The 24,348-nt window shown below is 74.7% G+C and carries 20 protein-coding genes; 15 read left to right on the plus strand and 5 right to left on the minus strand.

The genetic code is table 11. The features are described from left to right. Positions 1-9 precede the first annotated feature (9 nt). On the minus strand, positions 10-1,086 hold the full coding sequence (locus tag ACN267_RS03625; RefSeq protein WP_204959034.1) for a TauD/TfdA family dioxygenase: 1,077 nt from the start codon (positions 1,084-1,086) through the stop codon (positions 10-12). A gap of 282 nt (positions 1,087-1,368) precedes the next feature. On the opposite strand from ACN267_RS03625, the gene ACN267_RS03630 reads away from it, so the two are divergent. Then, a complete protein-coding gene (locus ACN267_RS03630; RefSeq protein ID WP_421487904.1) occupies positions 1,369-2,214 on the plus strand; it encodes a phytanoyl-CoA dioxygenase family protein in 846 nt (281 codons plus the stop codon). A 149-nt stretch (positions 2,215-2,363) separates the two neighbouring features. Here the strand turns inward: ACN267_RS03630 and ACN267_RS03635 are convergent, their stop codons facing one another. Further along, complete coding sequence (locus ACN267_RS03635) at positions 2,364-3,461, minus strand: alcohol dehydrogenase catalytic domain-containing protein (protein WP_421487905.1); 1,098 nt, start codon at positions 3,459-3,461, stop codon at positions 2,364-2,366. A gap of 342 nt (positions 3,462-3,803) precedes the next feature. Between ACN267_RS03635 and ACN267_RS03640 the strand changes: the two genes are divergently transcribed. After that, positions 3,804-5,282: an amidase family protein gene (locus ACN267_RS03640; RefSeq protein WP_421487906.1), complete on the plus strand. Its 1,479-nt coding sequence runs from the start codon at positions 3,804-3,806 to the stop codon at positions 5,280-5,282. 13 nt (positions 5,283-5,295) lie between these two features. Continuing rightward, positions 5,296-6,654, plus strand: a complete 1,359-nt coding sequence (locus ACN267_RS03645; RefSeq protein WP_421487907.1) for a hypothetical protein — start codon at positions 5,296-5,298, stop codon at positions 6,652-6,654. 146 nt (positions 6,655-6,800) lie between these two features. Here the strand turns inward: ACN267_RS03645 and ACN267_RS03650 are convergent, their stop codons facing one another. Together ACN267_RS03650 and ACN267_RS03655 are read right to left on the minus strand one after the other, a co-directional pair. Then, the gene (locus tag ACN267_RS03650) at positions 6,801-8,717 is read right to left on the minus strand and encodes a PhoX family protein (protein WP_204959029.1); all 1,917 of its coding nucleotides are present in this window, start codon (positions 8,715-8,717) and stop codon (positions 6,801-6,803) included. A 43-nt stretch (positions 8,718-8,760) separates the two neighbouring features. Further along, complete coding sequence (locus tag ACN267_RS03655; RefSeq protein WP_204959028.1) at positions 8,761-10,161, minus strand: aldehyde dehydrogenase family protein; 1,401 nt, start codon at positions 10,159-10,161, stop codon at positions 8,761-8,763. 239 nt (positions 10,162-10,400) lie between these two features. On the opposite strand from ACN267_RS03655, the gene ACN267_RS03660 reads away from it, so the two are divergent. The 7 genes from ACN267_RS03660 (at position 10,401) to ACN267_RS03690 (ending at position 16,671) form a co-directional block, all read left to right on the plus strand. Then, on the plus strand, positions 10,401-11,336 hold the full coding sequence (locus ACN267_RS03660) for a 3-oxoacyl-[acyl-carrier-protein] synthase III C-terminal domain-containing protein (protein ID WP_421487908.1): 936 nt from the start codon (positions 10,401-10,403) through the stop codon (positions 11,334-11,336). Positions 11,337-11,357: 21 nt separating this feature from the next. Next, positions 11,358-12,752: an ATP-grasp domain-containing protein gene (locus tag ACN267_RS03665; RefSeq protein ID WP_204959026.1), complete on the plus strand. Its 1,395-nt coding sequence runs from the start codon at positions 11,358-11,360 to the stop codon at positions 12,750-12,752. A gap of 121 nt (positions 12,753-12,873) precedes the next feature. Next, on the plus strand, positions 12,874-13,164 hold the full coding sequence (locus tag ACN267_RS03670; RefSeq protein WP_204959025.1) for an acyl carrier protein: 291 nt from the start codon (positions 12,874-12,876) through the stop codon (positions 13,162-13,164). Beyond that, complete coding sequence (locus ACN267_RS03675; RefSeq protein WP_204959024.1) at positions 13,164-14,036, plus strand: hypothetical protein; 873 nt, start codon at positions 13,164-13,166, stop codon at positions 14,034-14,036. Before ACN267_RS03670 ends, ACN267_RS03675 begins: the two co-directional genes overlap by 1 nt. Beyond that, positions 14,033-14,713, plus strand: a complete 681-nt coding sequence (locus ACN267_RS03680; RefSeq protein ID WP_302744762.1) for a hypothetical protein — start codon at positions 14,033-14,035, stop codon at positions 14,711-14,713. The genes ACN267_RS03675 and ACN267_RS03680 overlap by 4 nt, the downstream gene beginning before the upstream one ends. A 6-nt stretch (positions 14,714-14,719) precedes the next feature. Continuing rightward, positions 14,720-15,913, plus strand: coding sequence for an acyl-CoA dehydrogenase family protein (locus ACN267_RS03685; protein ID WP_204959022.1), 1,194 nt, complete (start codon positions 14,720-14,722; stop codon positions 15,911-15,913). Then, a complete protein-coding gene (locus ACN267_RS03690) occupies positions 15,910-16,671 on the plus strand; it encodes a 4'-phosphopantetheinyl transferase family protein (RefSeq protein ID WP_204959021.1) in 762 nt (253 codons plus the stop codon). The genes ACN267_RS03685 and ACN267_RS03690 overlap by 4 nt, the downstream gene beginning before the upstream one ends. 65 nt (positions 16,672-16,736) lie before the next feature. Here ACN267_RS03690 and ACN267_RS03695 read toward each other — a convergent pair whose 3' ends face one another. Beyond that, positions 16,737-18,029, minus strand: a complete 1,293-nt coding sequence (locus ACN267_RS03695; RefSeq protein ID WP_204959020.1) for a type III PLP-dependent enzyme — start codon at positions 18,027-18,029, stop codon at positions 16,737-16,739. A 305-nt stretch (positions 18,030-18,334) separates the two neighbouring features. Here ACN267_RS03695 and ACN267_RS03700 point away from each other — a divergent pair, with 305 nt between their 5' ends. The 5 genes from ACN267_RS03700 to ACN267_RS03720 are packed head-to-tail and all read left to right on the plus strand — an operon-like array spanning position 18,335 to position 24,324. After that, complete coding sequence (locus tag ACN267_RS03700; protein ID WP_204959019.1) at positions 18,335-18,637, plus strand: acyl carrier protein; 303 nt, start codon at positions 18,335-18,337, stop codon at positions 18,635-18,637. A gap of 13 nt (positions 18,638-18,650) precedes the next feature. After that, complete coding sequence (locus ACN267_RS03705) at positions 18,651-20,117, plus strand: class I adenylate-forming enzyme family protein (protein WP_204959018.1); 1,467 nt, start codon at positions 18,651-18,653, stop codon at positions 20,115-20,117. Between the two features lies 1 nt (position 20,118). After that, the gene (locus tag ACN267_RS03710; RefSeq protein WP_204959017.1) at positions 20,119-21,462 is read left to right on the plus strand and encodes a nucleotide sugar dehydrogenase; all 1,344 of its coding nucleotides are present in this window, start codon (positions 20,119-20,121) and stop codon (positions 21,460-21,462) included. Next, a complete protein-coding gene (locus tag ACN267_RS03715) occupies positions 21,455-22,450 on the plus strand; it encodes an NAD-dependent epimerase/dehydratase family protein (RefSeq protein WP_421487909.1) in 996 nt (331 codons plus the stop codon). The genes ACN267_RS03710 and ACN267_RS03715 overlap by 8 nt, the downstream gene beginning before the upstream one ends. Then, the gene (locus ACN267_RS03720; RefSeq protein ID WP_281896025.1) at positions 22,447-24,324 is read left to right on the plus strand and encodes a beta-galactosidase trimerization domain-containing protein; all 1,878 of its coding nucleotides are present in this window, start codon (positions 22,447-22,449) and stop codon (positions 24,322-24,324) included. The genes ACN267_RS03715 and ACN267_RS03720 overlap by 4 nt, the downstream gene beginning before the upstream one ends. Positions 24,325-24,348 lie beyond the last annotated feature (24 nt).

Consider the following 24,348-nt stretch of genomic DNA (forward strand, 5'->3'; position numbering starts at 1 on the left):
GTGGGCCCTTCATGCCGAGATGGTCGAGCCGGTGCCGCCGGACAGCGGCGCCGGCGACTGCACGGGCGACCGGTCAGCCAGGATGGCGGTCAGCGGCGCGAACACCCGCGAGCCGGCTGCCCGGACCGCCCGGGAACGCCGCAGGTCGGCCACCGCGAAGCACCGGCGCAGCCAGCGGTCCGTGCCGTCGTAGCGGGCGGTGAATCCGGTACGTCCGTGCACGGCCCGCCAGTTGTCGACCACCAGCAGGCTGCCGACGTCCAGCGCCACCGAGGTCAGCGACGCGGTCAGCACGGCGTCCAACTCGTCGAGGGCATGGCGGGCCGTCCGGGTCATCGGTTCCATGGCGTGGAAGTCGGCGGTCAGCTCCAGGTCGTCCGCCGGGCCGGACAGCACCGCCACCGGCTCGGAGTAGCCGGTGGAACCGAGCTGGGCGAAGGAACTGCTGAACTGGATCCGGAACAACGGCTGGCGCAGCACGGCCACACAGGACTCGGAGAGCCGGGACCGCACCCGCGTCGCCGCTCCGGTAAGCGTCTGACCGCTGCGGTCGTGGTCGGGGCGCAGGCACAGCAGGCTCAGGAAGTCCGGCTTGAACGGGTGGAAACCGTTCTCGGTGTGCAGCTCCAGGTAGGCCGAGCCGCTGTTCTCCTGCTGGTGTTCCGCCCCGGCGATCGGGGCGACGTCCTGCACGACCCGGCCGCGCTTCTCGTCGGCGTACCCGATGATGTTGCCCAGGTGGGACATGACCATCAGCTGGGCGGCCGTCGCGATGCCGGCCGCACGCCAGTCCGGCAGGTAGCCGTCGGTGGGTGTGGTGGGCAGCCGATCGTCGACCGGCACGTTGCGCACCAGCAGCGCGCCACCCGGGCTGCCGACGCAGCGGAAGGTCACCAGGGCTGCGACCAGGCGTTCGGGCAGCCGGCAACCGAGCAACTCCACGGTGGTCATGGTCGCCTGGGTGCCCAGGTCCGCGTTGCCGATGGCTTCGACGGCCTCGGCGCACAGGCCGCGCATCAGGGCGGCCTCGTCGTCGGTCAGGGTGACCTCGTCGAGGTCGCCGGCTTCGAACTCGGTGCTGCTCATCGGACTCACTCTCCCGGCGAGATCGTTCAGGCATCGGCGGACCGGCAGGCCCCGACGCGGCACGTTTCCACCCTGTGCGTGCCGGCCGCCCAGCGGAAGCGCAGGAGGCGCGCGCAGTCGACCTGCCCAGCTGACCAGGTCGCAATGAGGAGCAGACCCGCCGCGACGATGGAGGTTGACTAGCGGGGATACCGGGGCCCGCCACGCGGTGGCCGGGCCCCGACCAGCCGGACACCGCCGGACACCGGCGGGGTTCCGTTCGCATACGAGAAGGGAGCGCAGATGGCCGGGATCGATGCCGCGCGGCCCAGTGCAGAGCCCACGGCGCTGACCGCCGAGATGGTGGCGGACTATCACCGCGACGGGTTCCTCCTGCTGCCCGCGCACCACCTGCCCGCCGATCTGCTGGCCGAACTGGTCGAGGCCACCCCCCGGATCCTGGCCCAGGAAGGGCCGCAGCGGGTCCTGGAGCGCGACGGGGTCACCGTCCGATCGGTGTACGGACCGCACCGCACCGATCCGGTGGTGGCCCGGGTCAGCCGGTCGGCGCAGCTGGCCGGGGCGGCCCGGCAGTTGCTCGGCGACGAAGTGTACGTGCACCAGTCGAAGGTCAACCTGAAGGCGGCCTTCGCCGGCGACCAGTGGGAGTGGCACCAGGACTACATCAACTGGCGGGACCGTGACGGGATCCCCACGCCGGACCTGGTCAACGTCACGGTGTTCCTGGACGAGGTCAACGAGTTCAACGGCCCGCTGACGTTCATCCCCGGCTCGCACCGGCACGGGCTGCTGGCCGGCACCGACACCGAGGGCATGCCGGCGGGTTACGAGGACGGACCGAACTGGCTGGCGACCCTCACCGCCACCGAGAAGTTCCAGGTCGACCGGGCCGTCATCCGCCGGTTGGCCAACCAGGGCGGGCTGGTCAGCCCGAAGGGGCCGGCGGGGTCCGTGCTGATGTTCCACCCGAACGTGCTGCACGCCTCGTCGCCGAACCTGTCACCGTTCGACCGGGCGATGCTGCTGATGGTCTACAACGGTGTCCGCAACGCGCCCCGGCCGGTGGCGAGCCCGCGGCCGGACTTCCTCGCCGAGCGGGAGGTCGTCCCCATCCCCCTTGCCGCCTGAGGACGGACCGCTGATGGCCGCCACCCGCCCGTGCCCGAGCGCGGTGCGGGCGGCGGCCCCGGCTGGTGCATCGCCTGCGCCTCACCCGGGAGACCCCGGTGCCGTCCCGCCCGCCGGCTCCCGCCCGGTCCGACCCGAGCCGGTGGGGGTCAGGCCGGCGGGGTCGGCGGGTCGACGCAGAGCACCACCTTGAACGCCTCCTGCCGGTCGAACAGCCGGTAAGCCGACCCGGCGTCGGTCAGCGGCAGCCGGTGTGTGACGATCCGGCTGGGATCCAGCCGACCGGACCGGATCAGCGCCAGCACCGGCGCCCGCATCCGGATCGGATCCCCGACGGCGAAGCGCACCGTCAGCTCCCGGGCGAAGGCGAGCCCGGTGGGGAAGGGCATGGCGGTGGAATGGTGCGCGCCCACCGCGCAGACGGTGGCGTGCGCGGCGGCGGCCCGTACCGCGCAGTCGAGCGCCGCATCGGTGCCCACCGCCTCGATGACCGCGTCCGCGCCGCGGCCACCGCCGGCGCGTACCGCCTCGTCGAGCTGCTCCGGGGCGACCGCGGTGAACCCGAAGTCGGCCGCCCGGTCTCGCCGGGCCGGCGTCGGGTCGGCGACCACCACCCGGGCGGCGCCGGCGGTCACCGCGCAGAGCCCGGCGAGCAGCCCGACCGGGCCCGCGCCGACCACGGCGACCAGGTCACCGGGGGCCACCCGCGCGCCGTGCACCGCCGCCAGCCCGGTCGTCAGCACGTCACCGACGAAGAGGGCCTGCTCGTCGGTGACGTCGTCGGGGGTGGCGGCGAGCACCACGTCGGCGAAGGGCACCCGGACGAACTCGGCCTGCCCGCCGGCCAGCGGCGTGCCCACCACGTCGGCGTACCCGAACAGGGTCACTGCCGGGCACTGGTAGTGCCAACCACGGGCGCACGCCGCGCAGCGCCCGCAGGCCACCACGTCCGAGGCGAAGACCCGGGTGCCGACGGCGAAGGGGGCCTGCGCCCCGGCCTCGTGGACGGTGCCGGCGAACTCGTGCCCGAGCACCGTGCCGGGCGCGAACCCCGGCAGCTCCCCCCGGTACGGGTGCAGGTCGGTGCCGCACACGGCGGTGCGGGTGACCCGGACGATCACGTCGCGCGGGTGCTGCAGCCGCGGCAGTTCCACCTCGTCGACACGTACCGCTCCCGGGCCGTGGTAGACGACCGCCCGCATGGTCGGGCGGCCGGGCTCCGGGGCCCGCGTTCCTGGCATGGTCATCGGCGCACCTTCGCGACGGGGCCGGGACGGGGTGCCGCGCCGGCGCTGGTGGGGTCGCTGCGATCCTGGGCCAGCCGGGCCGTCGCCGACCAACCGCCGACGGCCGCCGTTGCGCCCTGCCCCGACGGGCGGCCCACCGACCCTGCCCCGACGGGCGGCCCACCGACCCTGCCCCGACGGGCGGCCCGGGTTCCGGTCCGGCGGGCAGCCGGTCGTCCGCCGTCCGGCCCCGCTTGGCCATGGCCGATCGGGGGCTGAAGAGAGGGGTGCGCTCGCCCACGACCGGCGCGAAGACTGGGTGGGCGACGACCTGACGACGACAGCGGAACGAGGTGGCGTACGGTGCCCGATGCTGGACAGGCTGGCCCGGATCCGTGCTGGTGGTCGGCGCGGCAGGTGGCCGACGCGATCGCCGCGCGTCGCATCTCGGCCCGGGAGTGCCTCGACGCCCAGCTTGCCCGGATCGACCGGCACAACGCCGGGCTGGGGTTGGTCGTCACCATCGACGAGCGGGCGCGGGAACGCGCCCGACAGGCCGACGAGGCGACCGCCCGGGGGGAGCGGTGGGGCCCCCTGCACGGGGTGGCCGTGACGATCAAGGACTGTCTCGCCACCGCCGGCCTGCGTACCACCGGGGGCCTGGCCGACCTGCGTACCTATCAGCCCCGCGAGGACGCCACGGCGGTGGCCGCGCTGCGGGCCGCCGGGGTGGTCGTGTTCGGCAAGACCAACGTGCCGACCGGCTCGGGTGACCTGCAGTCCTACAACGAGCTGTTCGGCGTGGCCCGCAATCCGTGGCATCCGGGGTACACCACCAGCGGGTCCTCCGGTGGCGCGGCCGGTGCCGTCGCGGCCGGATTCACCCCGCTGGAGCTCGGCTCCGACGTGGCCGGCTCGATCCGGGTGCCGGCCGGCGTCTGCGGCGTGTTCGGCCACAAGCCCAGCTACCGGGCGGTGCCGATGGTCGGCCACGTGCCGCCCTACCCGTTCAAGCCCCGGGAGGCCGACATCGCCGTGGTCGGCCCGATCGCCCGCACCGTGGAGGATCTGGAGACCGCCCTGACGGCGATCGCCGTGGCGCATCCCTGGGACGCCGCGGCGTGGCGGCTGTCGCTGCCGCCGCCGCGTCCGGTGCGCCGGGTCGCGGCCTGGTTCGACGACCCGTACTGCCCGGTGGACACCGAGGTCCGGGCCGCGCTGCGGGACGCCGCCGACCGGCTCGCCGACAGCGGCGTCGTCGTCGAGGAGGCCCGCCCCTCCGGGGTACGGCTCGCCGGCAGCGACGGTGTCTTCCGGCGGTTGCTGGCGTCGGTGGCGATGCCCGAGCACTCCGCCGAGGACGTCGACGAGATCGCCGCCGGGCGGCGTGCGCCCAGCGCGGTCCTCGGCGGCGAGCACGTCGCCCAGCGGTACCGCGACTGGGTGGAGGCCGACGACCAGCGGAACCGGCTGCGGGCCCGGTGGCGGCAGTTCTTCGCCGGCTACGACGCGATCCTGCTGCCGGTGGCGCCGAACCTGGCCGCCCGGCACGACCACCGGCCGTTCGGGGAGCGCACCGTCACCGTCGACGGGGTGATCCGCCCCTACTGGGACCAGATCGTCTGGGCCGGCCTGACCGGGGTCAGCTATCTGCCGTCCACCGTGGTGCCGGTCCGCCGCGACTCGCGGGGCCTGCCGATCGGCATCGCGGTGGCCGGTGACTACCTGCAGGACCGCACGACGCTGGCGGTGGCCCGCCGGCTCGCCGCCGTCCTGCCGCCCATCGGCCACCCCGAACTGACCGCGGTGACCGCCGACGACCTGCCGGTACGGCAGCCCTGACGGGAAGGTGCGCATGACAGAGCCGATCGACGTCGTCGTGCCCAACGTGGCCGAGTTCAACACCCGCAACCCGACCGTACGGCTGGGCCCGGCCGTCACCGACGTGGTCACCCGGGTCGCCGGTCACCTCGGCGACTACGCGGTCTACTGGAGCAGCGGCCGGCGGGTGCTGGTGCTGCCGCAGGGCCACGACCCGCACTGGTACGCCGACGTGCACCGGCTGCTGGACGAGCCGACGCCGCCGGTCGTCTCGCCGGTCCCCGCCAGCGGGATGGTGGCGAGGGACCTGCTGCGCGACGGCGCGGCGCTGGCCCGGCTGCGCGCCCTGTTGACCGGCCACGACGAGGTACGGCTGGTCACCTGGGGGGCGACGCCGGAGGTCTTCCTGCTCGCGGCGGCCCTGCGCGGCTGGGGCCTGACGGTGCGCCTGGACGGGGTGCCGGAGCGGGACTACTGGGTCAGCCGGCACCTGGATTCGAAGCTGAGCTGTCTCGACCTGGCCCGGGACGTGCCCGGGGTGCGGGTGCCGTCCGGGCTGCTGGTGGTCGACGACGTCGAGCTGCGCGGCGCGGTCGAGCACCTGTTGACCCTGCACGACCAGGTCATCGTGCGCAGCCCGTACGGCGTCGGCGGCGACGGCTCGGTGGTGCTGCGCCGCGACGCCCCGGGCGTCGGGGCGCTGTGGACCGCCGTGGAGCGGGACCCCTTCCTGCGCACCTTCCCGCTGCTGGTGCAGCGGTTCGTGCCGCACCGCCCGGGAATCGGCTGCCCGGCGGTGGACCTGTGCATCGACGACGAGGGGGTCCGGGAGATCGTGCCCACCGCGATGGCGGTGGACGTCGCCCGGGTGCAGGGGGTGCACGTCGGACCCGGCTCGGTGCCCCGGGCGGAGGCGGACCGGATGACCCGGATCGGCCGGAGCATCGGGGCCGCCGCGCACGCCCGGGGCTTCCGCGGCTGGATGTGCGTGGACTTCGTCCTGGCCGACGACGGCGCCTACCACGTCACCGAGATCAACGCCCGGCGCAGCGGCGCCATGCCGGCGATCGCCCTGCTGGACCGCTGGGGGCCGGCGGAGCGCGTGGTCTTCTCCCACGACGCGGTCACCCTCGGCACCCGGGGGCCGCTGTCCTACCTCGACGACGTGCGGCCGGTGCTCGCCCGGCTCTGGGCCGACGGGGTGCGGATCTACCCGACGTCGGTACGCGGGCTGGGGTTCCGCCAGCCGGTGCTGTCGTTGCTGGCCCCGGGGGCCGACGCGGCGCACGCGCAGCAGGTCGTGGCGGACGCCGCCCGGGACCTGGCCGCCGCCGTCGGCGGTGGTGGCCGGCCCCGCCGGTCGAAGACCGCCGCCGTGCCGCCGACCGGCTGAGCCGCCCGCTCGTCTGCTGGCCGGTGGCTGGCTGCCCGGTCCACCGGTCCGGTCCTGCGGCTCTGCGGTCCACCGGCTCTGCGGTCTGTAGGTGGGCGGCGTCGTGGGCCGGGGAGCGGTGTCCCCCGGCCCACGACGCCGCCGGGTCAGCGACCGATCACCCCACCGTCGCGGCGACGGATCGCCACGGTCGCCGAGCGGGGCCGCCCGTCCGGGTCGGCGTCGGGCCAGTTGCTCACCGCCCGTGGGTTCTGCGGGGTGGGCCGGTCCATGGTGGCCACCGCCTCACCCGGGTGCTGGACGTTGACGAACATGGTCCGGTGGTCCGGGGTGAAGGAGATCCCGGACATCTCGCAACCGCGCGGCCCGACCGCGAAGCGGCGCACCTCCCCGGTGACCGGGTCCGCCGCCAGCACCGCGTTGTTGCCCAGATTGACGTAGTACGTCCGGGGGTTGTTCAGCGACGAGTTGGAGATGTCGCTCTGGATCCACAACCGTCCGTCGCCGTCGAAGGCGAGCCCGTCCGGTGAACCGAACATCCCCGCCGCGTCGAGCGGCACGCTCGGGTCGAAGGCGGGGTCACCGGCCAGCAGGAAGATGTCCCACTCGAAGGTGGTGGCGGTGGCGTCGCCGTGCCGCTCGCGCCACCGCACGATGTGCCCGAACGGGTTGGGCTGCCGGGGATTGGCCGCGTTCGGGAAACCGGGGCCGTTGCTCAGCGTGGCGTACACCTCGTTGGTGTGCGGGTGCACCGCGATCCACTCCGGTCGGTCCATCGGCGTGGCGCCGACCGCGTCGGCGGCCTGCCGGGTCCGGAGCAGCACGTCGGCCTGGTCGCGCCAGCCGTTGGCCACGGTCAGCGGGCCGGTGCCGTGGGCCAGCGCCAGCCAGCGACCGGTGCCGTCGTCGTCGAACCGGGCGACGTAGAGGGTGCCGTGGTCCAGCGGGTGCCGGCCGGTGGCCCGCATCGTCCGCCAGCGGCCGGCGCTGACGAACTTGTAGATGTACTCGCCGACCTGGTCGTCGCCGGTGTAGACGACCACCCGTCCCCGGGACTCGGTCACCGTGGCGGTCTCGTGCTTGATCCGGCCCAGCGCGGTGCGCTTCACCGGCTTCGCCGTGGGGTCACGCGGGTCGATCTCCACCACCCACCCGAACCGGTTGACCTCGTGCGGGGTGGCGGCGAGGTCGAAGCGCGGATCCCCCTGGTGCCACCGGTAGCCGTAGCCTTCCCGGGTCACGCCGTAGCGGGCCTGCTCCGGCGTGGGTACCCAGCTCGGGTCGTCGGTGGCGAAGTACTCGTTCCAGTTCTCCTCGCAGGTGAGGTAGGTGCCCCACGGGGTGGCGCCGCACGAGCAGTTGTTCAGCGTCCCGCGCGGCTCGGCCCCGGTACGCAACGAGGGGTGGTCGCCGGCGACCGGGCCGGCGAAGCGTACCGGGGTGGCCATGGTGACGCGCCGGTTGAGCCGGGAGTCCACCAGCTCCCACCGCCCCCGGCGCAGCGCCACCTCCACCACGCTGACCCCGTGCGCCGCCAACGACTTGGCGACCTTCTCCGCCGTCATCACCGCGTCCCCGTCGGGGAAGAGCAGCAGCTGGTCGGCGTACTCGTGGTTGAGGACCAGCAGGCCACGGTCGGGGCCCAGGGGGAAGAACCGCATGCCGTCGTGGCTCATGCCGATCTGCTGGGCCTGCTCGGCTGCGGTGTTGGCGGCGTCCCGACGCCAGGCCGGCCCGTTCGCGCGGATCGGGGTGCCCCAGGGGATGAGCACCTGCGCGGTGTAGCCGTCAGGAACGGTGAGGGTGTCCGCCGAGCTGATCTCGACCGGCTGGAAACCCAGTAGCCGCCGACGCTGCCGCGCCCCGCCGGCGGCTGCCGCCTCGCCGCCGGCCGCGCCAGCGCCCAGGAAGCCGGCCGCCGCCACCACGCCGCCGGTGAGCGCGGTCCGGCGGGAGAGCCGGACGGTGAGGACGTCGGCGAAGAGCCGGTTGCCCGACGGGTTGGCGCTGATGTCGTCCGGTTCCGGCAGCGGGCCGGGGGACGGGGTGACGGGGCGGGACATGGCTGACCTCCACGAGGATAGGCCGGCGGCGGCACCCGTCGGTTCAGGGCCGCCGCACGGTATGGGTGATCTTGATCTGGGTGTACTCCAACAGCCCCCAGTGGCCGTACTCGACGCCGACGCCGGAGTCGCGCAGGCCACCGAAGGGGACGTCATGGCGCAGGTCGCCGTGGGTGTTGACCCAGGTGGTGCCACAGTCGAGGCGGGCGGCGACGTCCCGGGCGACCGCCGGCTCGCCCCAGACCGAACCGCCCAGGGCGAAGCGGGTGCCGTTGGCGCGGGCCACCGCCTCATCGAGGTCGTCGTAGCCGATGACCGGTACCACCGGCCCGAACTGCTCGTCCTGTTCCAGGTCGGTGCCGGGCGGCAGGTCGGTGACCACGGTCGGTGGGTAGAAGTGTCCGGGCCGGGGCAGGGCCGCCCCGCCGGTCACCACCCGGCCACCGGCCCGCGCCGCGGCGTCCACCAGCCGGTGGACGTGCTCCAGTTGGGCCCGGCTGACCAGCGGGCCGAGGTCGGTCCCGGGGTCGCGCCCGTCGCCGACGGTCACCGCCGCCGCCTCGGCGCGCAGCGCCTCGGTCAGCTCGGCGACCTGGCCCGACGGCGCGTACACCCGCTTGATGGCTGCGCAGAACTGTCCGCTGTTGACGGTCGCCCGGCGGAAGATGTCCCCGGCGACCCGGCCGACCTCCGTGCCGGGCAGCAGGATGCACGGATCGTTGCCGCCGAGCTCCAGGACCACCCGCTTGAACGAGTCCGCCGCGCAGCGCGCGATGGCCCGGCCGGAGCGGATCGACCCGGTGAAGGAGACCATCCGGATCGCCGGGTGCGCCACCAGCGCCGACCCGAGGTCACCGTCGCCGCTGACCGTGCTGAACACCCCCGGCGGCAGCACCTCGGCCAGCAGCTGACCCATCCGCAGACTGGCCAGCGGCGTGACCGGCGACGGTTTGAGCACGACGGTGTTACCGGCCAGCAGCGCCGGCGCGATCTTCGTGACGGCCAGGATGACCGGGTAGTTGCTGGGGGCGATCGCGGCCACCGGGCCCACCGGCGTCCGGTCCAGGGTGACCTCGGTGGCCTCCTCGGCGACCAGCCGCTGCCGGGACAGCGACAGCTCGGCAGTGTGGCCGAACCAGTCGGCGGCGAGCGCCACCTCCGCCCGGGCCTGACGCAACGGCTTGCCCTGCTCGGCGGTGAGTAGTTCGGCCAACTCGTCACCCGCCTGCGCCAGCACCGAACCGCAGGCCAGCAGCGCCGCCCGCCGCCGGTCCGCACTCGACCGGGACCAGGCGTCGAAGGCGTCGACCGCGCCCACGACGGCGTCGTCGAGCTGCGCGGACGTGCAGCGCGGCGCTTCGGCGAAGACGTCGGCCGTGGCCGGATCCTCCACCGGTATCCGCCCGGGGGAGCGCGTGGAACGTCCCGCGATGGTCATCGGCATGAACACGGACCCTCTCCCCACTGACCTGGCCCATCCGGTTGACGGACCAGGTCAGTCTTCGCGCCGACGCCAGGGCCCAGAACCCCCGCTTGCGGGCATGCTCGTCCGGCCAGGGTCTTGGTGCGCCCGTCGGCGGCTCCCGGGTGCGGCCGGGGCGCGGGAGGGTCGTTGGCGCAGGGCGGTCCCGACCCGGGACCGTCGGATCGTCGGACGACCGGTGACGGCGGGAGGGGGCCGAGGTGACCTCGATCGAGGCGGTGCACACCTACCTGCCACCGAACCGGGTGTCGGCGGGTGACTGCCTCGCCGCCTACGGTTTCTCGCCGGCCCAGATCCGGATGCACGAGCGCTTCTACGGCTTCCGTGAGGTCCGGCTCGACCCGCAGGGCAGCCTGGCCGATCTGCTGGTCGGCGGGGGTGCCGGGCTGGTCGCGCTGCGGGGCCGCGAGCAACTGGTCCGCTACGTCCTGCACGCCCGGACCATGCCGGTGGTGGCCCCCTACCCGGTCAACCCGGTGCGGGAGGCGGCCCGCCGGCTGGGCCTGGCCCACGCCACGACGTTCACCGTCAGCCAGCATGCCTGCGCCTCCGGTCTGCTCGCCGTGGACCTGGCCGGCACACTGCTGGCCGACGATCCCGACCCCGCCGCGTTGGCGCTGGTGCTCACCGGTGAGAAGGCGTTCACCGCCTCCGCGCAGGTCATCTCCGGCACCGGGGTGATGGGGGAGGGCTGTTCGGCGCTGCTGGTCAACGCGCACGGCCAGCGCGACCGGGTGCTCTCCTACGCGGCCGGCACCTACGGCCGGTTCTCCGCCGGGCCGTGGATGTCGGAGCAGGACGCGGCGGCCTTCCGTGACGACTACCCGGCCATGGTTGCCGAGGTGGTCCGGGCGGCTGTCGACGAGGCCGGGCTGGACCTGGACCGGATCGTGGCGATCCTGCCGCACAACGTCAACCGGGTGTCCTGGCTGCGGGTACTGCGACTGCTGAACATCCGCAGCGCCGAGCGGCTGGTCCTGGACAACCTTCCCCGTACCGGGCACTGCTTCGCCGCGGACTCCTTCGCCGCCTACGAGCTGGCCCGCGCGCAGGGCCGGCTGAAACCCGGCGACCCGTACCTGATGACGTCGGTGGGGCTCGGCGCCACTGTCTCCGCGATGGTCCTCGTCCATTGATCCCCGAGCCTGGAGCGACACGTGCACCCGCACACACTCACCGGTGACGTCCTGGCGTCGCTGCGTACCGCGCTGACCGGCGCGGCCGACCGCCCCCTCGTCCTGCTCGGCAACTTCGAGGTCGAGGAGCACTGGGCGCGGGGCGAGCCGGGCCTGCCGGGAATCGTCATGCCGGCCAGCCGGGCCATCGTCAACCGGATGGACGAGTGCGCGCTGCTGCTGGCCGGCCCGGACGACCACGTCGTGCTCAAGTCGCCCCCCGACGAGGAGTACCTGCGCTACCTCGGTGACCTGGGCGTGGCCCTGCCCCGGGTGCTGACCGTCCGGGACCAGCAGCCGCAGCGCACGGTCAGCGAGGACGCGGTGGCCGATCCGCAGCTGGTCGCCGCGCTGGGCCGGTTGGCCGGCCTCGGCGCGCGGCTGTGGCCGCACGGCGTGTCGGCGGTCGAGGAACGGCTGGCGGAGCTGGCCGGCCTGCCCCTGGCCGCACCGGCGGCGGCCGTCTGCAAGCAGGTCAACAGCAAAATCTACAGTCGGTTGCTCGCCGACGAGGTGGGGCTGCCGCAGGCCGAGGGCATGGTCTGCCGCGACGTCGACGAACTGGACCGGGCCGTCCGCCGGGCCGGCGGCTGGCTCGACACCGGACGCCCGATCGTGCTCAAGGACGCCTACGGTGTCTCCGGCCGGGGCATCATGGTCGTCCGCGACCGGCGACGCCTCGCCCAGTTGCATACCCTGATCGCGCGCCGGGCCCGGCGCAGCGGTGGCCGGGTCGGCGTGATCATGGAGGAGTGGCTGCCCAAACGCCACGACCTCAACTACCAGATGACCGTCGACCGCACCGGCGACGTGCACTTCGACGTGGTCAAGGAGGCGATCACCAGCGACGGCGTGCACCAGGGCCACCGGATGCCGGCGCGTCTGACGCCGGGGCAGCACCGGCAGGTGCGCTCCGCCGCCGAGGCGATCGGCCGCCGGCTCGCCACCGATGGGTACTTCGGGGTGGTCGGGGTGGATGCCCTGACCACCACCGACGACCGGCTCTACCCGATCGTCGAGATCAACGCGCGCAACAACATGTCCACGTACCAGGAGCGGCTGCGCCGGACCTGGTACGGCCCCGGGACGGTCGCGCTCGCCCGGCAGTACCCGCTGCGGCTGACCAGGCCGCTGCCCTTCGGTGAGCTGCGGGCGCTGCTGGACGGCGTGCTCGCCGACCGGCCGGACCGACCAGGCCTGGTGATCAACAACTTTGCCACCGTGAACGCCGCCGGGACCGCCGGCGGCGAGGGCGGCAGCTTCGGCGGCCGGCTCTACGCCATGGTGGCCGCCGAGTCGGACCGGCAGGTCGTCGCCATCGACCGGGAGGTCACCGCCCGGCTGCGGGACTGCCCCGCGACCGTCGGGCAGCCCTAGCCGCGACCCCGGCCGGCCCGCCCCGGGCCGGCCGCGCACCGCCCGGCCGGTGCCCCCCCGCACCGGCCCACGCCACCGGCCCCACCCGCCCGGGGGGACCGTGACCAGACAGGGAGACGACATGAGCGACACGACCGTCGGCGGTGCCCCGCCGGCCGCCACCAGCGACATCACCGGTGTGGTGGTCGGCGCCCTCGGGCAGATGCTGGGCCGCGACCCGGCGGGCATCTCGCCGCAGCTACGCCTCTTCGAGGACCTCTCCTTCGACTCGACCAGCGTGCTGGAACTGCTCATCCAGCTGGAGGCGGAGCTGGGCGTCGAGTTCGACACCGACACCCTGGAGCCGACCGACTTCGAGACCGTCGGCGCGCTCGTCACCTACGTCACCGGCCAGGTCGAGGAGAACGCCTGATGTACGTCACCGCCCCGGGGCGTCGGTCGGCGACCGACGCCCCGGCGGGGGAACCCGCGCCGCTCGGCCTGGCTCGGGCGGTGCACCAGGTGTTCGGCCCCGGCCGGCCGTTCGGCAACGACGACCACGTCTACTACCCGGACCTGATGCGCTCCTACGGCACGACCTGCCCACCCGGCGCGTTCGAGGGGCGACGCAACTCCTTCACCGACATGGTCGTCGCGGTGCTGCCCCAACTGCGCCCCCACGCCGACCGGTTCGACCTGGCGGTGCTCGCCGCCGCCACCCCCGACTCGCAGCCGGGGTTCCCGATGTGCCACCTGAGCACCCTGGTGCCCGACGCCGGGCTCGCCTTCGCCGTGCTCGACCAGGGCCTGATCACCGCGTTCACCGCCCTGCAGGTACTGGCGAACCGGGCCCGCCGGGACGCCGCCGGCCGGCTGCTGCTCATCGCGGTCGACCAGTCGGCGCTGTTGCACGAGCTGCCGGTGCCGCAGCGGCTGCGGGTGGCGCGCGACGCGGTGGCGGCGCTGGCGTTCGACCCGGCCGCCGACGGCGGCCGGCTGTACCCGCCGCGCAGCGTCCCGACCGTCTCCCGGCCACCGGAGGCGGCCCTCGTCGAGGCGCTGGCCGAGTACGGCCCGCAGGTGCTGGTGACCGGCGCGGGCCTGGCCGGGCGGGTGCCCCCGGTACCGGCCGGCACGCGGGTGCTGGCGGCGCAGCCCGGCCAGCCGGTCACCGGAGTGTGGCGGGAGGTGGCCGCCCGGCTACCCCGGTGGCAGGTCGACGGGGCCCGGGTGCTGATCGCCGACCACGACCAGCAACGACTCGCTACCTGCCTGCTCGACGTCCCGGCGGCGGGGCAGCGGTGACCACCGCCACCGACGGCTGGACCCGGCCGTACGACACCGCCCGGTCCGGGGGCGTCGAGGCCGCCCTCACCGCCCTGTACGACCAGGTCGCCGCAGGGGCGCTGGTCGCCGGTCCCGCCGGGCAGGCGCTGGCGCCCGGCGACGTCGGCCGCGCCGCCGACCGGGTGTGGCCCGGCGGGACGCCCCTGCGGCAACTCACCGGGGTCACCGCCGTGACCCTGCCCGCGCCGGTACGCGACGCCGACCTGCTGGCCGTACGCGGCCTGCCTGGCCCGGACGGATCCGGGTGGGAGCCGTACCGGACCTGGCTGCTCGGCCTGGCCTGGCTGCGGTTGGGCAGCTCGGCGGGGCTGCTGGACCGGGCCCGCTCCCAGCTGGCCGGCCGGCGGGCCGCCGGTGGACCGTTACTGCGCCAGCAACTCGTCCAGGCCACCCTCGCCGAGGCGGTCACCGACCAGCTGACCGTCCGGGCGCTGCTGACCGACCCGGACCCGGCCGTCGACCTGGTGCAGGCACACCACCAGCTGACCGCCTCGGATCACGTGCTGCTGCCGGTGCTCGGTGCCGCCGGTTACACCGAGGACGGCCCCGGGCGGGCGGTGTACCTGTCCCACCTGCTCGCCGACGTCTACCTGCCGGCCCGCCACGAGGTGCGGCGCTCCGGCGTGCGGAGGTGACCGGCCGTGCCCGAACTCGACGACCGGCTGCGGCTGCTCCGCCGGCAGGCCCGTGGCTGGGCCGCCGAGCTGCGCCCGTACGCCCTCGACCTGGACCGCGACCCCGACGTGGTGCTACGGCTGCTGGACGCCCCAGCGGTGACCTGCGCGGCGCACCTGCAGATCCCCGCCGCGTTCAACCCGACGCCGCTGGTGCTGGCCGGTGAGCGTTTCCACCTCACCGCCGCGCGGGAACGGGTGGTGTTCTGCGAGGAGATCGCCCGCGGTGACCTGGGCATGATGCTGGCGCTGCCCGGCGCGTCGATGTCCGGGGTGCTGGTGGCCGCCATCGGTGACCGTGCCCAGCAGGAGTGGTTCTACGGCCGGCTCCTGGAGCGGCCCACCTGGACGTTCTTCGCCCTCACCGAACCCGGCGGCGGGACCGACGCCGCCGGCCTGCGCACCCGCGCCACCGAGTCGGCCGACGGCTCCGGGTGGCGCCTGACCGGTCGCAAGCGCTACATCAGCAACGCCCTGCGCGCCTCCGTCGGGGTGGTGTTCCACCGCACCGGCGACGGGCCGCTCGGCCTCGGCGCGGCGCTTGTCGACACGTCCAGCGCCGGTTTCACCGCCGTCGCGGTGCCGACCCTCGGCGTACGCGGCGCGCAGCTCGGCGCGCTCACCCTCGACGCGGTGCCGATCACCGACGGGCAACTCCTCGGTCGACACCTCTCCCCGATGCGCCGGGGCAGTTGGGGTTGGCAGCGGACGTTCAACCTGCTGCGCCCCACGGTGGCGGCGATGGCCGTGGGTCTCGCCCAGGCCGCCTGCGATTACGTCCGGGAGCACCGCCGCGCGCTGCGCCCGGCCGAGCGCGACGCGCTGGCCCGCACCCAGGGGGAGATCGAGGGGGTACGCCGGCTGACCCGACTGGCGGCCGTCGCGGTCGACTCCGACAGCGGCAGCGGGCACCTCGCCTCGGCCGCGAAGCTGCGGGCCACCCGGCTGGCCGCCGACGTCTCCCGCTGGGCGCTGCGCTGCTTCGGGCCGGGCGCCCGCCTGGACCAGCCGCTGCTGGACAAGTTCGCCCGCGACGCCGCGGCGTTGGAGTTCATGGAGGGCACCGGCAACGTCCAGCGGCTGGCGGTGGCCGCCGCGCTGGACCGGGGCGCCTTCGCCGGATATCCCCCCGGCGTCGACGGGCCGGCGGTCGACCGGTGATCGGCCCCGGGGTGGTCCACGTCTGGCGGCTGGGGCTGGCCCTGCCGCCGCCGCTGGCCCGGGTCCTCGACGAGGTCCTGACCCCGGCGGAACGCGCCCGCCGGGACAGCTACGCCGATCGGGCCGTACGGCGTCGGTTCCTGGCCGTGTACGGGTCGCTGCGGGTGATCCTCGGCAGCTACCGGGGGGAGCCGCCCGCGCGGGTGCCGCTGCGTACCGGTCGCTGGGGCAAGCCGCTGCTCGGCGACGGCACGCTGCGTTTCAACATCTCGCACTCCGGCCGGTGCGCGCTGCTGGCGGTGAGCGCCGGACGTGACGTGGGCGTCGACGTCGAACAGGCCCCCGCCGGCCGGTCGGTCGAGGTGTTCTCCCGGCGCTACTTCCCGCCGGCCGAGGCGCGGCTGGTCGCCACCGCGCCGCCCGCCGACCGGGCCGCCGTCCACCTGACGCTCTGGACCCGTAAGGAGGCCTGCGTCAAGGCGGCGGGGGACCGGCTGCTCAACGGGCTCGACCTGCCGGTGGCCGGCCCGGACGGGCTGCTCGTGCACCGGCCCGGCGGCCGGATCCCGGGCCCGTGGCGGGTACGTGACCTGCGGGTTCCGCCCGGCTACCGGGGTGCTGTAGCGCTGGCCGGCACCGAGGCGTTCGACGTCGGGTACCACGTTTGCCGCCCGGTGGACCTCGCCCGCGCGGCGGCCGGTTCCCGGCCGCTGTCACTCGGCCGCCCGTTCGACCCGGGCGGACCGGTCGCTGGCTGATGCCGCCGGCGCCACCGTGGTCGGTGGCGTCCGGCGGCGTCGACCCGGTCGACCGGGGCCCGCCCTCAGCGGGCCGGCACGGACGTCCGGGCCCGCAGCGCGCCCGGCAGGTGCTGGCGGCGCATCATGTCCTCGGGCCGGTCGCGTTCGCGCACCAGGTACGGCCGGCCGTCGTGGACGAGCACCTCCGCCGGGTAGCCGTGGCTGAGGAACTGTACGGGGGAGGCGGTCGGCCCGTACGCCCCGGACCGCAGCACACCGAGCAGATCGCCGGTACGCAGCGGTGGGAGCAGGACGTTCTTGCCCAGCGTGTCGTTCGGGGTGCAGAGCGGGCCGGTCACGTGCCACGGCTCCACCGCTCCGGTCGCCGCGCGCAGTAGCCGCATCGGGAAGTTGCGTTTGACGTAGGAGCCGATGCCGACGGCCGCCATGTGGTGGTGGGTGCCGCCGTCGGTGACCGCGAACCGTTGACCGAGGGAGGTCTTGAGGTAGCGGACCCGGACCACGTAGATGCCGCCCGGGGCGGTCAGGTAGCGCCCCAGCTCCATCACCAGCCGGGTGCGCGGGTGCCGGGCCCGGAACTCGCCGAGGATCGGGTTGAGCAGCCCGGCGAGGGCGTCGACGTCGAGGTCCTGCTCGTTGTCGAAGTACGCCACGCCCAGCCCACCGCCGACGTCGACCAGCTCCAGCGGAAACCCGAGCCGGGTGGAGACCCGCTCGGCCAGGTCCAGGACGCGCCGGCTGTTGTCGGCGACTACCCGGGCGTCGAGGATGCGGGTGCCCAGGTAGACGTGCACCCCCATCAGCCGGACCCCGGGGTGGCGGCTGCCCAACCCGGTCTGGCTCATCAGCTCGTCCTCGTCGATGCCGAACTGCCGGGGCCGGCCCCCCATCGTCAGGCCCGAACCCTTGACCGTGAAGTTCGGGTTGACCCGCAGCGCCACCGGTGCGACGGTACCCGCCGCGCGGGCCAGGCTGTCGATGAGCCGCAGCTCGCCCAGGGACTCGCAGACGATCGCGTAGATCCGTTGGGCCAGGCAGGCCTGCAACTCCTCGGCGCTCTTTCCCGGGCCGAGGAAGATGATGTCCTCCGGGCGTACCCCGGCCCGGCGGGCGGTGAGCAGCTCCGTCAGGGACGACACCTCGGCGCGGGCGCCGAGGCCGGCGAGCCGGGCGCAGACCGCCACGTTGGGGTTCGCCTTCAGCGAGAAGAAGAACTCGAGCCGCCGATCCAGTGCCTCCCGGAGCCGGTCGAACTGGGCGCCCAGCACCGCCGAGTCGTACACGTACAGCGGGGTGCCGTACCGCGCCGCGAGTTCCTCGAACCGCACTCCCTGCACGCCGACGTCGTCTGTCATGCCATCGCCTCCCGGTTCTGCCGTCCCTGGTCAGTCTGGGCGCTGCACGGCGCGGGACAAGCCGCCAACGGGCGCTCCGACGGTCAGGGCGGGCAGCTACCGGAACACCGGTCGACGCACTGCGCCATACCCGTTCGCGCAGGGCACTGGGGCGCTCGGTCGCGCCTTCTGCCCGGGGCCGGCACCGGGTGAACCTTGGTGGCACGGCGGCCGGGGTGAGTCCGGCACCCGCCCGGCGGCGCGGCGTGCCCGCCCGGCCAGCGGCGTCAGCCGCATCCACCCGCCACGAGCTGATCGGGGACGACATGGGCAACGGGCTTTCCGACGTCAGCGCCACGATCGGTGAGCTGATGGGCACGGCGCTGATGCGCGGCCCGCTCGCACCGGACGAGGACTTCTTCGACTGCGGCGGCGACTCGGTCCGCGCCGTCGACGTGCTCCAGCGACTCATCGACGTCTACCGGCCAGCCGGGGGGCAGAGCGCCGAGGCGCTGCGGTCCACCCTGCTGGAGACCATCTTCGAGGACGCGACCCCGGCCGGGTTGGCGGCGGTCTGCGCCGCGCACGCGGCGGTGCCGGCCGTGATCGACGGAGGGCCGCGTCATTGACGGGACCGGCCCGGTGCCCGGCGGGCTGCTGACCGAGCTGCGCCGCCGCCGCGACGAGCGCCCCGACGCGGCGGCGCTGCGGACCGCGACGTCGACCGGCGGACACCTGGCCACCTGGGCGCAGCTGCACGACACCGCCCGCGCCGTGGCGGCCGGCGCGGCGGCCCTGCCCCGGGGCGCCCCGGTGCTGGTGATCGTGGACAACACCCCGGACAGTGTCGCGGCGCTGATCGGGTTGACCGGCGCGGGTGTGGACGTGCTGCCGGTCGAGCAGGGCAGTTCAGCGCTGACCGACCTGCTCGCGCCGGCCCGTAACCCGGGGGTGCGGACCGTCGTCGGCCCGGCCCGCGCCGCCCGCGCCGCGCCGGCGGGAGTCGACTTCCTCAGCTACGAGCGTTGCCGCGTCCATCCCGTCGGGGCCGCCGGAACCCCCGCGCACCGGGCCGGCGAGGTGCTCCAACTGACCTCCGGCTCGGCCGGCGAACCCAAGATCGTCCGCCACTCGTCGGCGAACGTGTGGCACGGTGGACACACCTACCGCCAGCTGCTCGGGCTGACCCCGGCCGACGTGGTCGTCGCCGCGGTGCCGCTGGCGCACTCGTTCGGCTTGGTCGGTGCGCTCACCGCCGCGGTCGTCTCCGGCGCCGAACTCCGTACGACGCGGCGGTTCCAGCCGGGCCGCGTCGCCGACGCGCTCGTCGCCGACGGGACCGTCCTGTTCGGCACCCCGCTGGTGTACCGGCTGCTCACCCCGGTGCTGCGCAACCGCGCGACGCCGGCCCGGCTGCGGGCCGCCGTGTCGTCGGGTGGGCCGCTGCCGGCCGAACTCGGCCACCAGGCGCGCGCCGTGCTCGGGGTGTCGGTGCGCCAGTTCTACGGCAGCACCGAAACCGGACTGATCAGCTACCAGCCCGACCCCGGCGACGAGCCCGACACGTCGGTGGGGGTGCCGGCACCCGGGGTGCACCTGCGGCTGACCCGCGCCGACCCGGACGACCCCGCCGGAACCGGCCACCTGTCGGTGCGCACGCCGACGCTGTTCCACGGCTACCTGGGCGCGTCCGGCCCGGTGAGCACCCCGGACGGCTTCTACGACACCGGCGACCTGGCCCGCGTCGACGAGGCCGGCCGGCTGCACCTGCTCGGCCGCAAGGACACCTTCGTCAACGTCGGCGGTCGCAAGGTCAACCCGACCCGGGTGGCCCGGGTCCTCGACGAGCACCCCGGGGTTCGGGAGGTCTTCGTCTTCGGCGCGACCGACGCCGACGGCGAGCAGCGGGTGCACGCGGCGGTGGTGCTCGCGCCAGGTACCGGGCCGGCGGAACTCGCCGCGCACTGCCGGGCGCGGGGTCTCGCGCCGTACGAGGTGCCACACGAACTGCACCCGCTGGCCCGGCTGCCCCGTACCGCGATGGGCAAGGTCGACCGGCAGGCCGTCATCGCCACCGTGACCACCGTTCCGATCGGAAGCGAGGCTTGAGATGACCGACCCCACACCCCCGCCGACGCGGGCTCCCGCCGACGGACCGGGCGGTCCCGTCGCCGTCATCGGGCTCGGGTACGTGGGCCTGACGCTGGCGGTGAGCCTGGCGCAGGCCGGCGTGCCCGTCGTCGGGGTGGAAGCCGACGCGGGCACCCGGGCGGCGCTGCGGGCCGGCACCCCGACCCTGTTCGAACCCGGTGTCGACGAGCTGCTCCGCAGCCTGCCGGCGGATCGGCTGACCATCACCGACACGTTGGACGGCGTCACGCCGGCCGCGGTCGTGATCTGTGTCGGCACCCCGCTCGACGACGGCACCGGCCGGCCGGACCTGCGCCACTTCACGCTGGCCGCGCAGACCGCGGCGGCCGCCGCCACCGCGGACACCCTCGTGGTGGTGCGCAGCACCGTCCCGGTCGGGACGACCCGGCGGACCCTGCTGCCCCTGCTGCGCGAGCGGGTCGACGAGCCGTTGCTGGCCTGCTGCCCCGAACGCACCATCCAGGGCCGCGCGCTGGCCGAGCTCGCCAGCCTCCCGCAGGTCGTCGGCGGGCTGGACGACCGCTCCGCCGACCGGGCCCGGCGACTGTTCGCCCGGCTCACCCCCGAGCAGGTCGTCACCGCCGACCTGGAGACGGCCGAGCTGGTGAAGCTGGCCTGCAACGCCCACACCGACCTGCTGTACGGCTTCGGCAACGAGCTGGCGATGATCGCCGAAGCGGTCGGCGTGGACGCCACGGAGGTCATCGCCGCCGCGAACCGGGGCTACCCTCGGCCCGACCTGGCCCGACCGGGATTCGTCGGCGGGAGCTGCCTGACCAAGGACCCGTACCTGTTGGTGTACTCGGCGGGGACGGCCGGATACCATCCACCGCTGGTGGCTGCCGCCCGCGCCGTCAACGAGCAGGTCCCGCACCTGGTGACCGAACGGGTGCTCAAGGCGCTGGCCGCCACCGGTCGGGCCCCGGCCGACGCGAAGGTCCTGGTCTGCGGGATGGCCTACAAGGGCCGGCCGGAGACCGACGACGTGCGGGGTTCCGCCGCCACCGTCGTCGCCGACGTCCTGCGCGAGCGGGTCCGGCTGTTGGCCGGCCACGACTACCTGGTCCCCGACGACGTCACCGCCCGGCTCGGGTACGCCCCGGCGTCCCTCGCCGACGGTCTGGCCGACGCCGACGTGCTGGTGCTGCTGGTGGACCATCCGCGTTACCGCGCCGACCTCGACGCCGCGCTGCTGCGCCGCAGTATGAACCGCCCCGCCCTGGTCGTCGACGTCTGGGGCGACCTGGCGTCGGCGCTGTCCGGGGCGGCCGACGTGGACTACCGGAGGCTGGGCCGTGGCTGACCGGATCCTGATCACCGGTGGCGCCGGGTTCGTGGGCCTGCACCTCGCCCGCCGGCTGCTGCGCGACGGCGCGGACGTGACCCTGCTCGACGACCTGTCCCGTGGCCGGGCCGACCGGGACCTCGACGAGGTTCGTGCCGAGGCCCGGCTGGTACGCCACGACCTGACCACCCCGCTTCCGGTGGACCTGCTCGCGGGGGACTTCGACGAGGTCTACCACCTGGCCGCGGTCGTCGGGGTGCGGCAGAACAACGAGAACCCGTCCCGGGCGCTCAACGTGAACCTGCGTGCGGTGCTGAACCTGCTGGACTGGTGCCGACGCCGCCCGCCGGGGCGGGTCTACCTGAGTTCCACCAGCGAGGTCGCCGACGGTGCCACCCGCCTTGGTCTGGCGCCGTTCCCGGTGCCGGAGGACGTGCCCTTCGTGCTGCCCGAACCGACGCTGCCCCGGGCGTCCTACGGGCTCAGCAAGATCGTCGCCGAGACGCTGCTGCGCCAGTGCGCCGACCTGTTCCCGGTGCGCATCGGCCGCTACCACAATATCTACGGCCCGCGGATGGGCCACGACCACGTGATACCCCACTTCGTGGCCCGGGCGCTGGTCCGCCAGGACCCCTTCCCCATCTACGGGGCCACCCAGACCCGCGCGTTCTGCCACATCGACGACGCCGTCGACGCGACAGTCGGGCTGACCCGGCTGCCCGGCGTCGAACCGGTCGTGGCCAACATCGGCAACGACACCGAGGAGATCGTGATCCGGGAACTTGCCGAGCGGGTCTGCCGGCTGGCCGGCTACACCCCCACCTTCGAGGTCTTCGACCCCCCACCCGGTTCACCGGACCGCCGGCTGCCCGACCTCGGCCGGCTGCGGCGCACGATCGGGTACGCACCCCGCGTCGACCTGCTCCGGGGGCTGCGACAGACCTTCGACTGGTACGCCGCAGACCAGGCGGCCGCCCCGCCCGCGACCACCGGGGACCGGGCATGACGTTCGAGATCCGCGACGGCACACTGTGCCGCGACGGGACGCCGTTCGTCGTCGCCGGAGTGGACTACCACCCGTCGGCGGCCGGCTGCCGGATCTGGACCGACTGGGATCCGCAAGCGCTGCGCCGCGACTTCCGGGCGATGGCCGACGCGGGCCTGAACACCGTCCGGATCTTTATGTTCTGGCGGGACTTCGAGCCGACACCCGGGCACCACGACCCGGTCGTGTTCGACCGGCTGCGTACCGCCGTGGACCTGGCCGACGCCGCGGGGCTGGCCTGCGTGCTGTCCCTGCTGACGATCTGGATGAACGGGCAGCGGCTGGATCTGCCCTGGCGACGGGGGCGCAGCCTCATCGACGACCCGGAGCTGCTCGACCGGCAGCGGGCCTACGCCCGACGGGCGGCGATCGCGCTCCACGGCGCCGGCAACGTGCTCGCCGTCGACCTCGGTGACGAGATCGCCAACGTCGACCCGACCGCCGCCCGGCTGCCCCCCGAGACCGTCGCGGCCTGGCAGACCAGCCTGGCCGAGACGTTGCGCGCGCACCTCCCCGGGCTGTTGGTGACCCAGGCCAACGACCCCTCCGGGGTGCTCGGCGCCGCGCCGTTCGGCCCGGACAACGCCGCCGGGCTGGACCTGATCGCGCTGCACGGCTTCCCCACCTGGGCGCCGGTGTCGATCGAGTCGACCAGTTCCTACAAGGCGAGCAACCTGGTGCCGTTCCTGGTCCGCTACGCGCGGGCGTTCGGGGTGCCGCTGGTCGACGAGTTGACCAGCTACGGCACCGACGAGGCCACCACGGCGGCCTACCTGCGGGCCGCCACCGCCGCGGCCCTGGGCAACGGCGCCGCCGGTGTGCTGGCCTGGTGCTGGCAGGACATCGCCTCCGCCGAGGAGCCCTACCAGCAGCGCCCCGGCGAGCGTTTCGTGGGCCTGCACCGTCTCGACGGGACACCCCGTCCGGCGCTGGCCGGGCTGCGGGAGACGTTGCGCGCCGCCCCCCGGATGCGGCCCGGCCCCGGTCGGGCCCCGGTCGCGCTCTACCTGCCGCAACGCGTCCGGGCAGACGGCGGTTCCTACCTCGACACCGGGGTCGGCACGGCGGCCACGTTCTACGCCTACCTGCTGCTCAAGCGCGCGCACCTGGACGTCGACATCGTCGCCGGCGACCCGACCGGCTACCGGCTGGTGGTCTGTCCCTCGGTCGGCCACGTCACCCTGACCGACCTGACGCGGCTGGGTCGCGCGGCCCGCCACGGGGCGACGGTCTACTACTCGATGGCCGACCACCTGCACGGATTTCCGGGGCCGGAGCTGGCCGGCGTGGAGCTGGTCGACTACACCCTGCTCACCGCCGGGCACGACCGGGTCGAGTGGGACACCGACCGGTGGCCGCTGGACTGGGCGGGCGCCGGGGTCCGCCCGTCGGTGCTGGCGGCGACCACCGGGCAGGTCCTCGGCCGGTACCCGAACGGCACCCCGGCCCTGGTACGCAACCCGCTCGGCCTCGGCCAGGTGGTGTTCTGCGCGGCCCCGTTCGAGCGTCAGCTCGACGTGCCCGGACGGCTCACCGCCGCCGCCTGGGAGCGCCTCTACCGGCGGGTCGCCGCCCTGGCAGGGCTGTTCCCCGAGGTGGACTGCGCCGATCCGGACGTGGAGATCCTGCCGGGCCGGGCCGCCGGCCCGCACGAGGTACTGCTGGTCAACCACGCGCCGACTGCGCGCCGCGTCCACCTGCGCTGGCGTACGCCCGACGGCGCGCACCTGCGGTGCCAGGTGGCCCTGGACGGCAAGGACTGGCGGCTGGTCACCCGCCCGAGCCCCGCCGGGGTGCGCCGCCGCGCCGTCCCGAGCACCCGCGCCCTGCCCTGACCCCCGCCCAGCCTCGCCGAACGG

Source organism: Micromonospora sp. WMMD734, assembly GCF_049178975.1.
Lineage (GTDB): Bacteria > Actinomycetota > Actinomycetes > Mycobacteriales > Micromonosporaceae > Micromonospora > Micromonospora wenchangensis.

Coding starts and splice junctions, on each gene's coding strand:
- ACN267_RS03675 (WP_204959024.1), top strand. CDS start 13,164: ATGTACGTCACCGCCCCGGGGCGTCGGTCGGCGACCGACGCCCCGGCG.
- ACN267_RS03625 (WP_204959034.1), bottom strand. CDS start 1,086: ATGAGCAGCACCGAGTTCGAAGCCGGCGACCTCGACGAGGTCACCCTG.
- ACN267_RS03650 (WP_204959029.1), bottom strand. CDS start 8,717: ATGTCCCGCCCCGTCACCCCGTCCCCCGGCCCGCTGCCGGAACCGGAC.
- ACN267_RS03635 (WP_421487905.1), bottom strand. CDS start 3,461: ATGACCATGCCAGGAACGCGGGCCCCGGAGCCCGGCCGCCCGACCATG.
- ACN267_RS03645 (WP_421487907.1), top strand. CDS start 5,296: ATGACAGAGCCGATCGACGTCGTCGTGCCCAACGTGGCCGAGTTCAAC.
- ACN267_RS03700 (WP_204959019.1), top strand. CDS start 18,335: ATGGGCAACGGGCTTTCCGACGTCAGCGCCACGATCGGTGAGCTGATG.
- ACN267_RS03710 (WP_204959017.1), top strand. CDS start 20,119: ATGACCGACCCCACACCCCCGCCGACGCGGGCTCCCGCCGACGGACCG.
- ACN267_RS03630 (WP_421487904.1), top strand. CDS start 1,369: ATGGCCGGGATCGATGCCGCGCGGCCCAGTGCAGAGCCCACGGCGCTG.
- ACN267_RS03720 (WP_281896025.1), top strand. CDS start 22,447: ATGACGTTCGAGATCCGCGACGGCACACTGTGCCGCGACGGGACGCCG.
- ACN267_RS03695 (WP_204959020.1), bottom strand. CDS start 18,029: ATGACAGACGACGTCGGCGTGCAGGGAGTGCGGTTCGAGGAACTCGCG.
- ACN267_RS03655 (WP_204959028.1), bottom strand. CDS start 10,161: ATGCCGATGACCATCGCGGGACGTTCCACGCGCTCCCCCGGGCGGATA.
- ACN267_RS03670 (WP_204959025.1), top strand. CDS start 12,874: ATGAGCGACACGACCGTCGGCGGTGCCCCGCCGGCCGCCACCAGCGAC.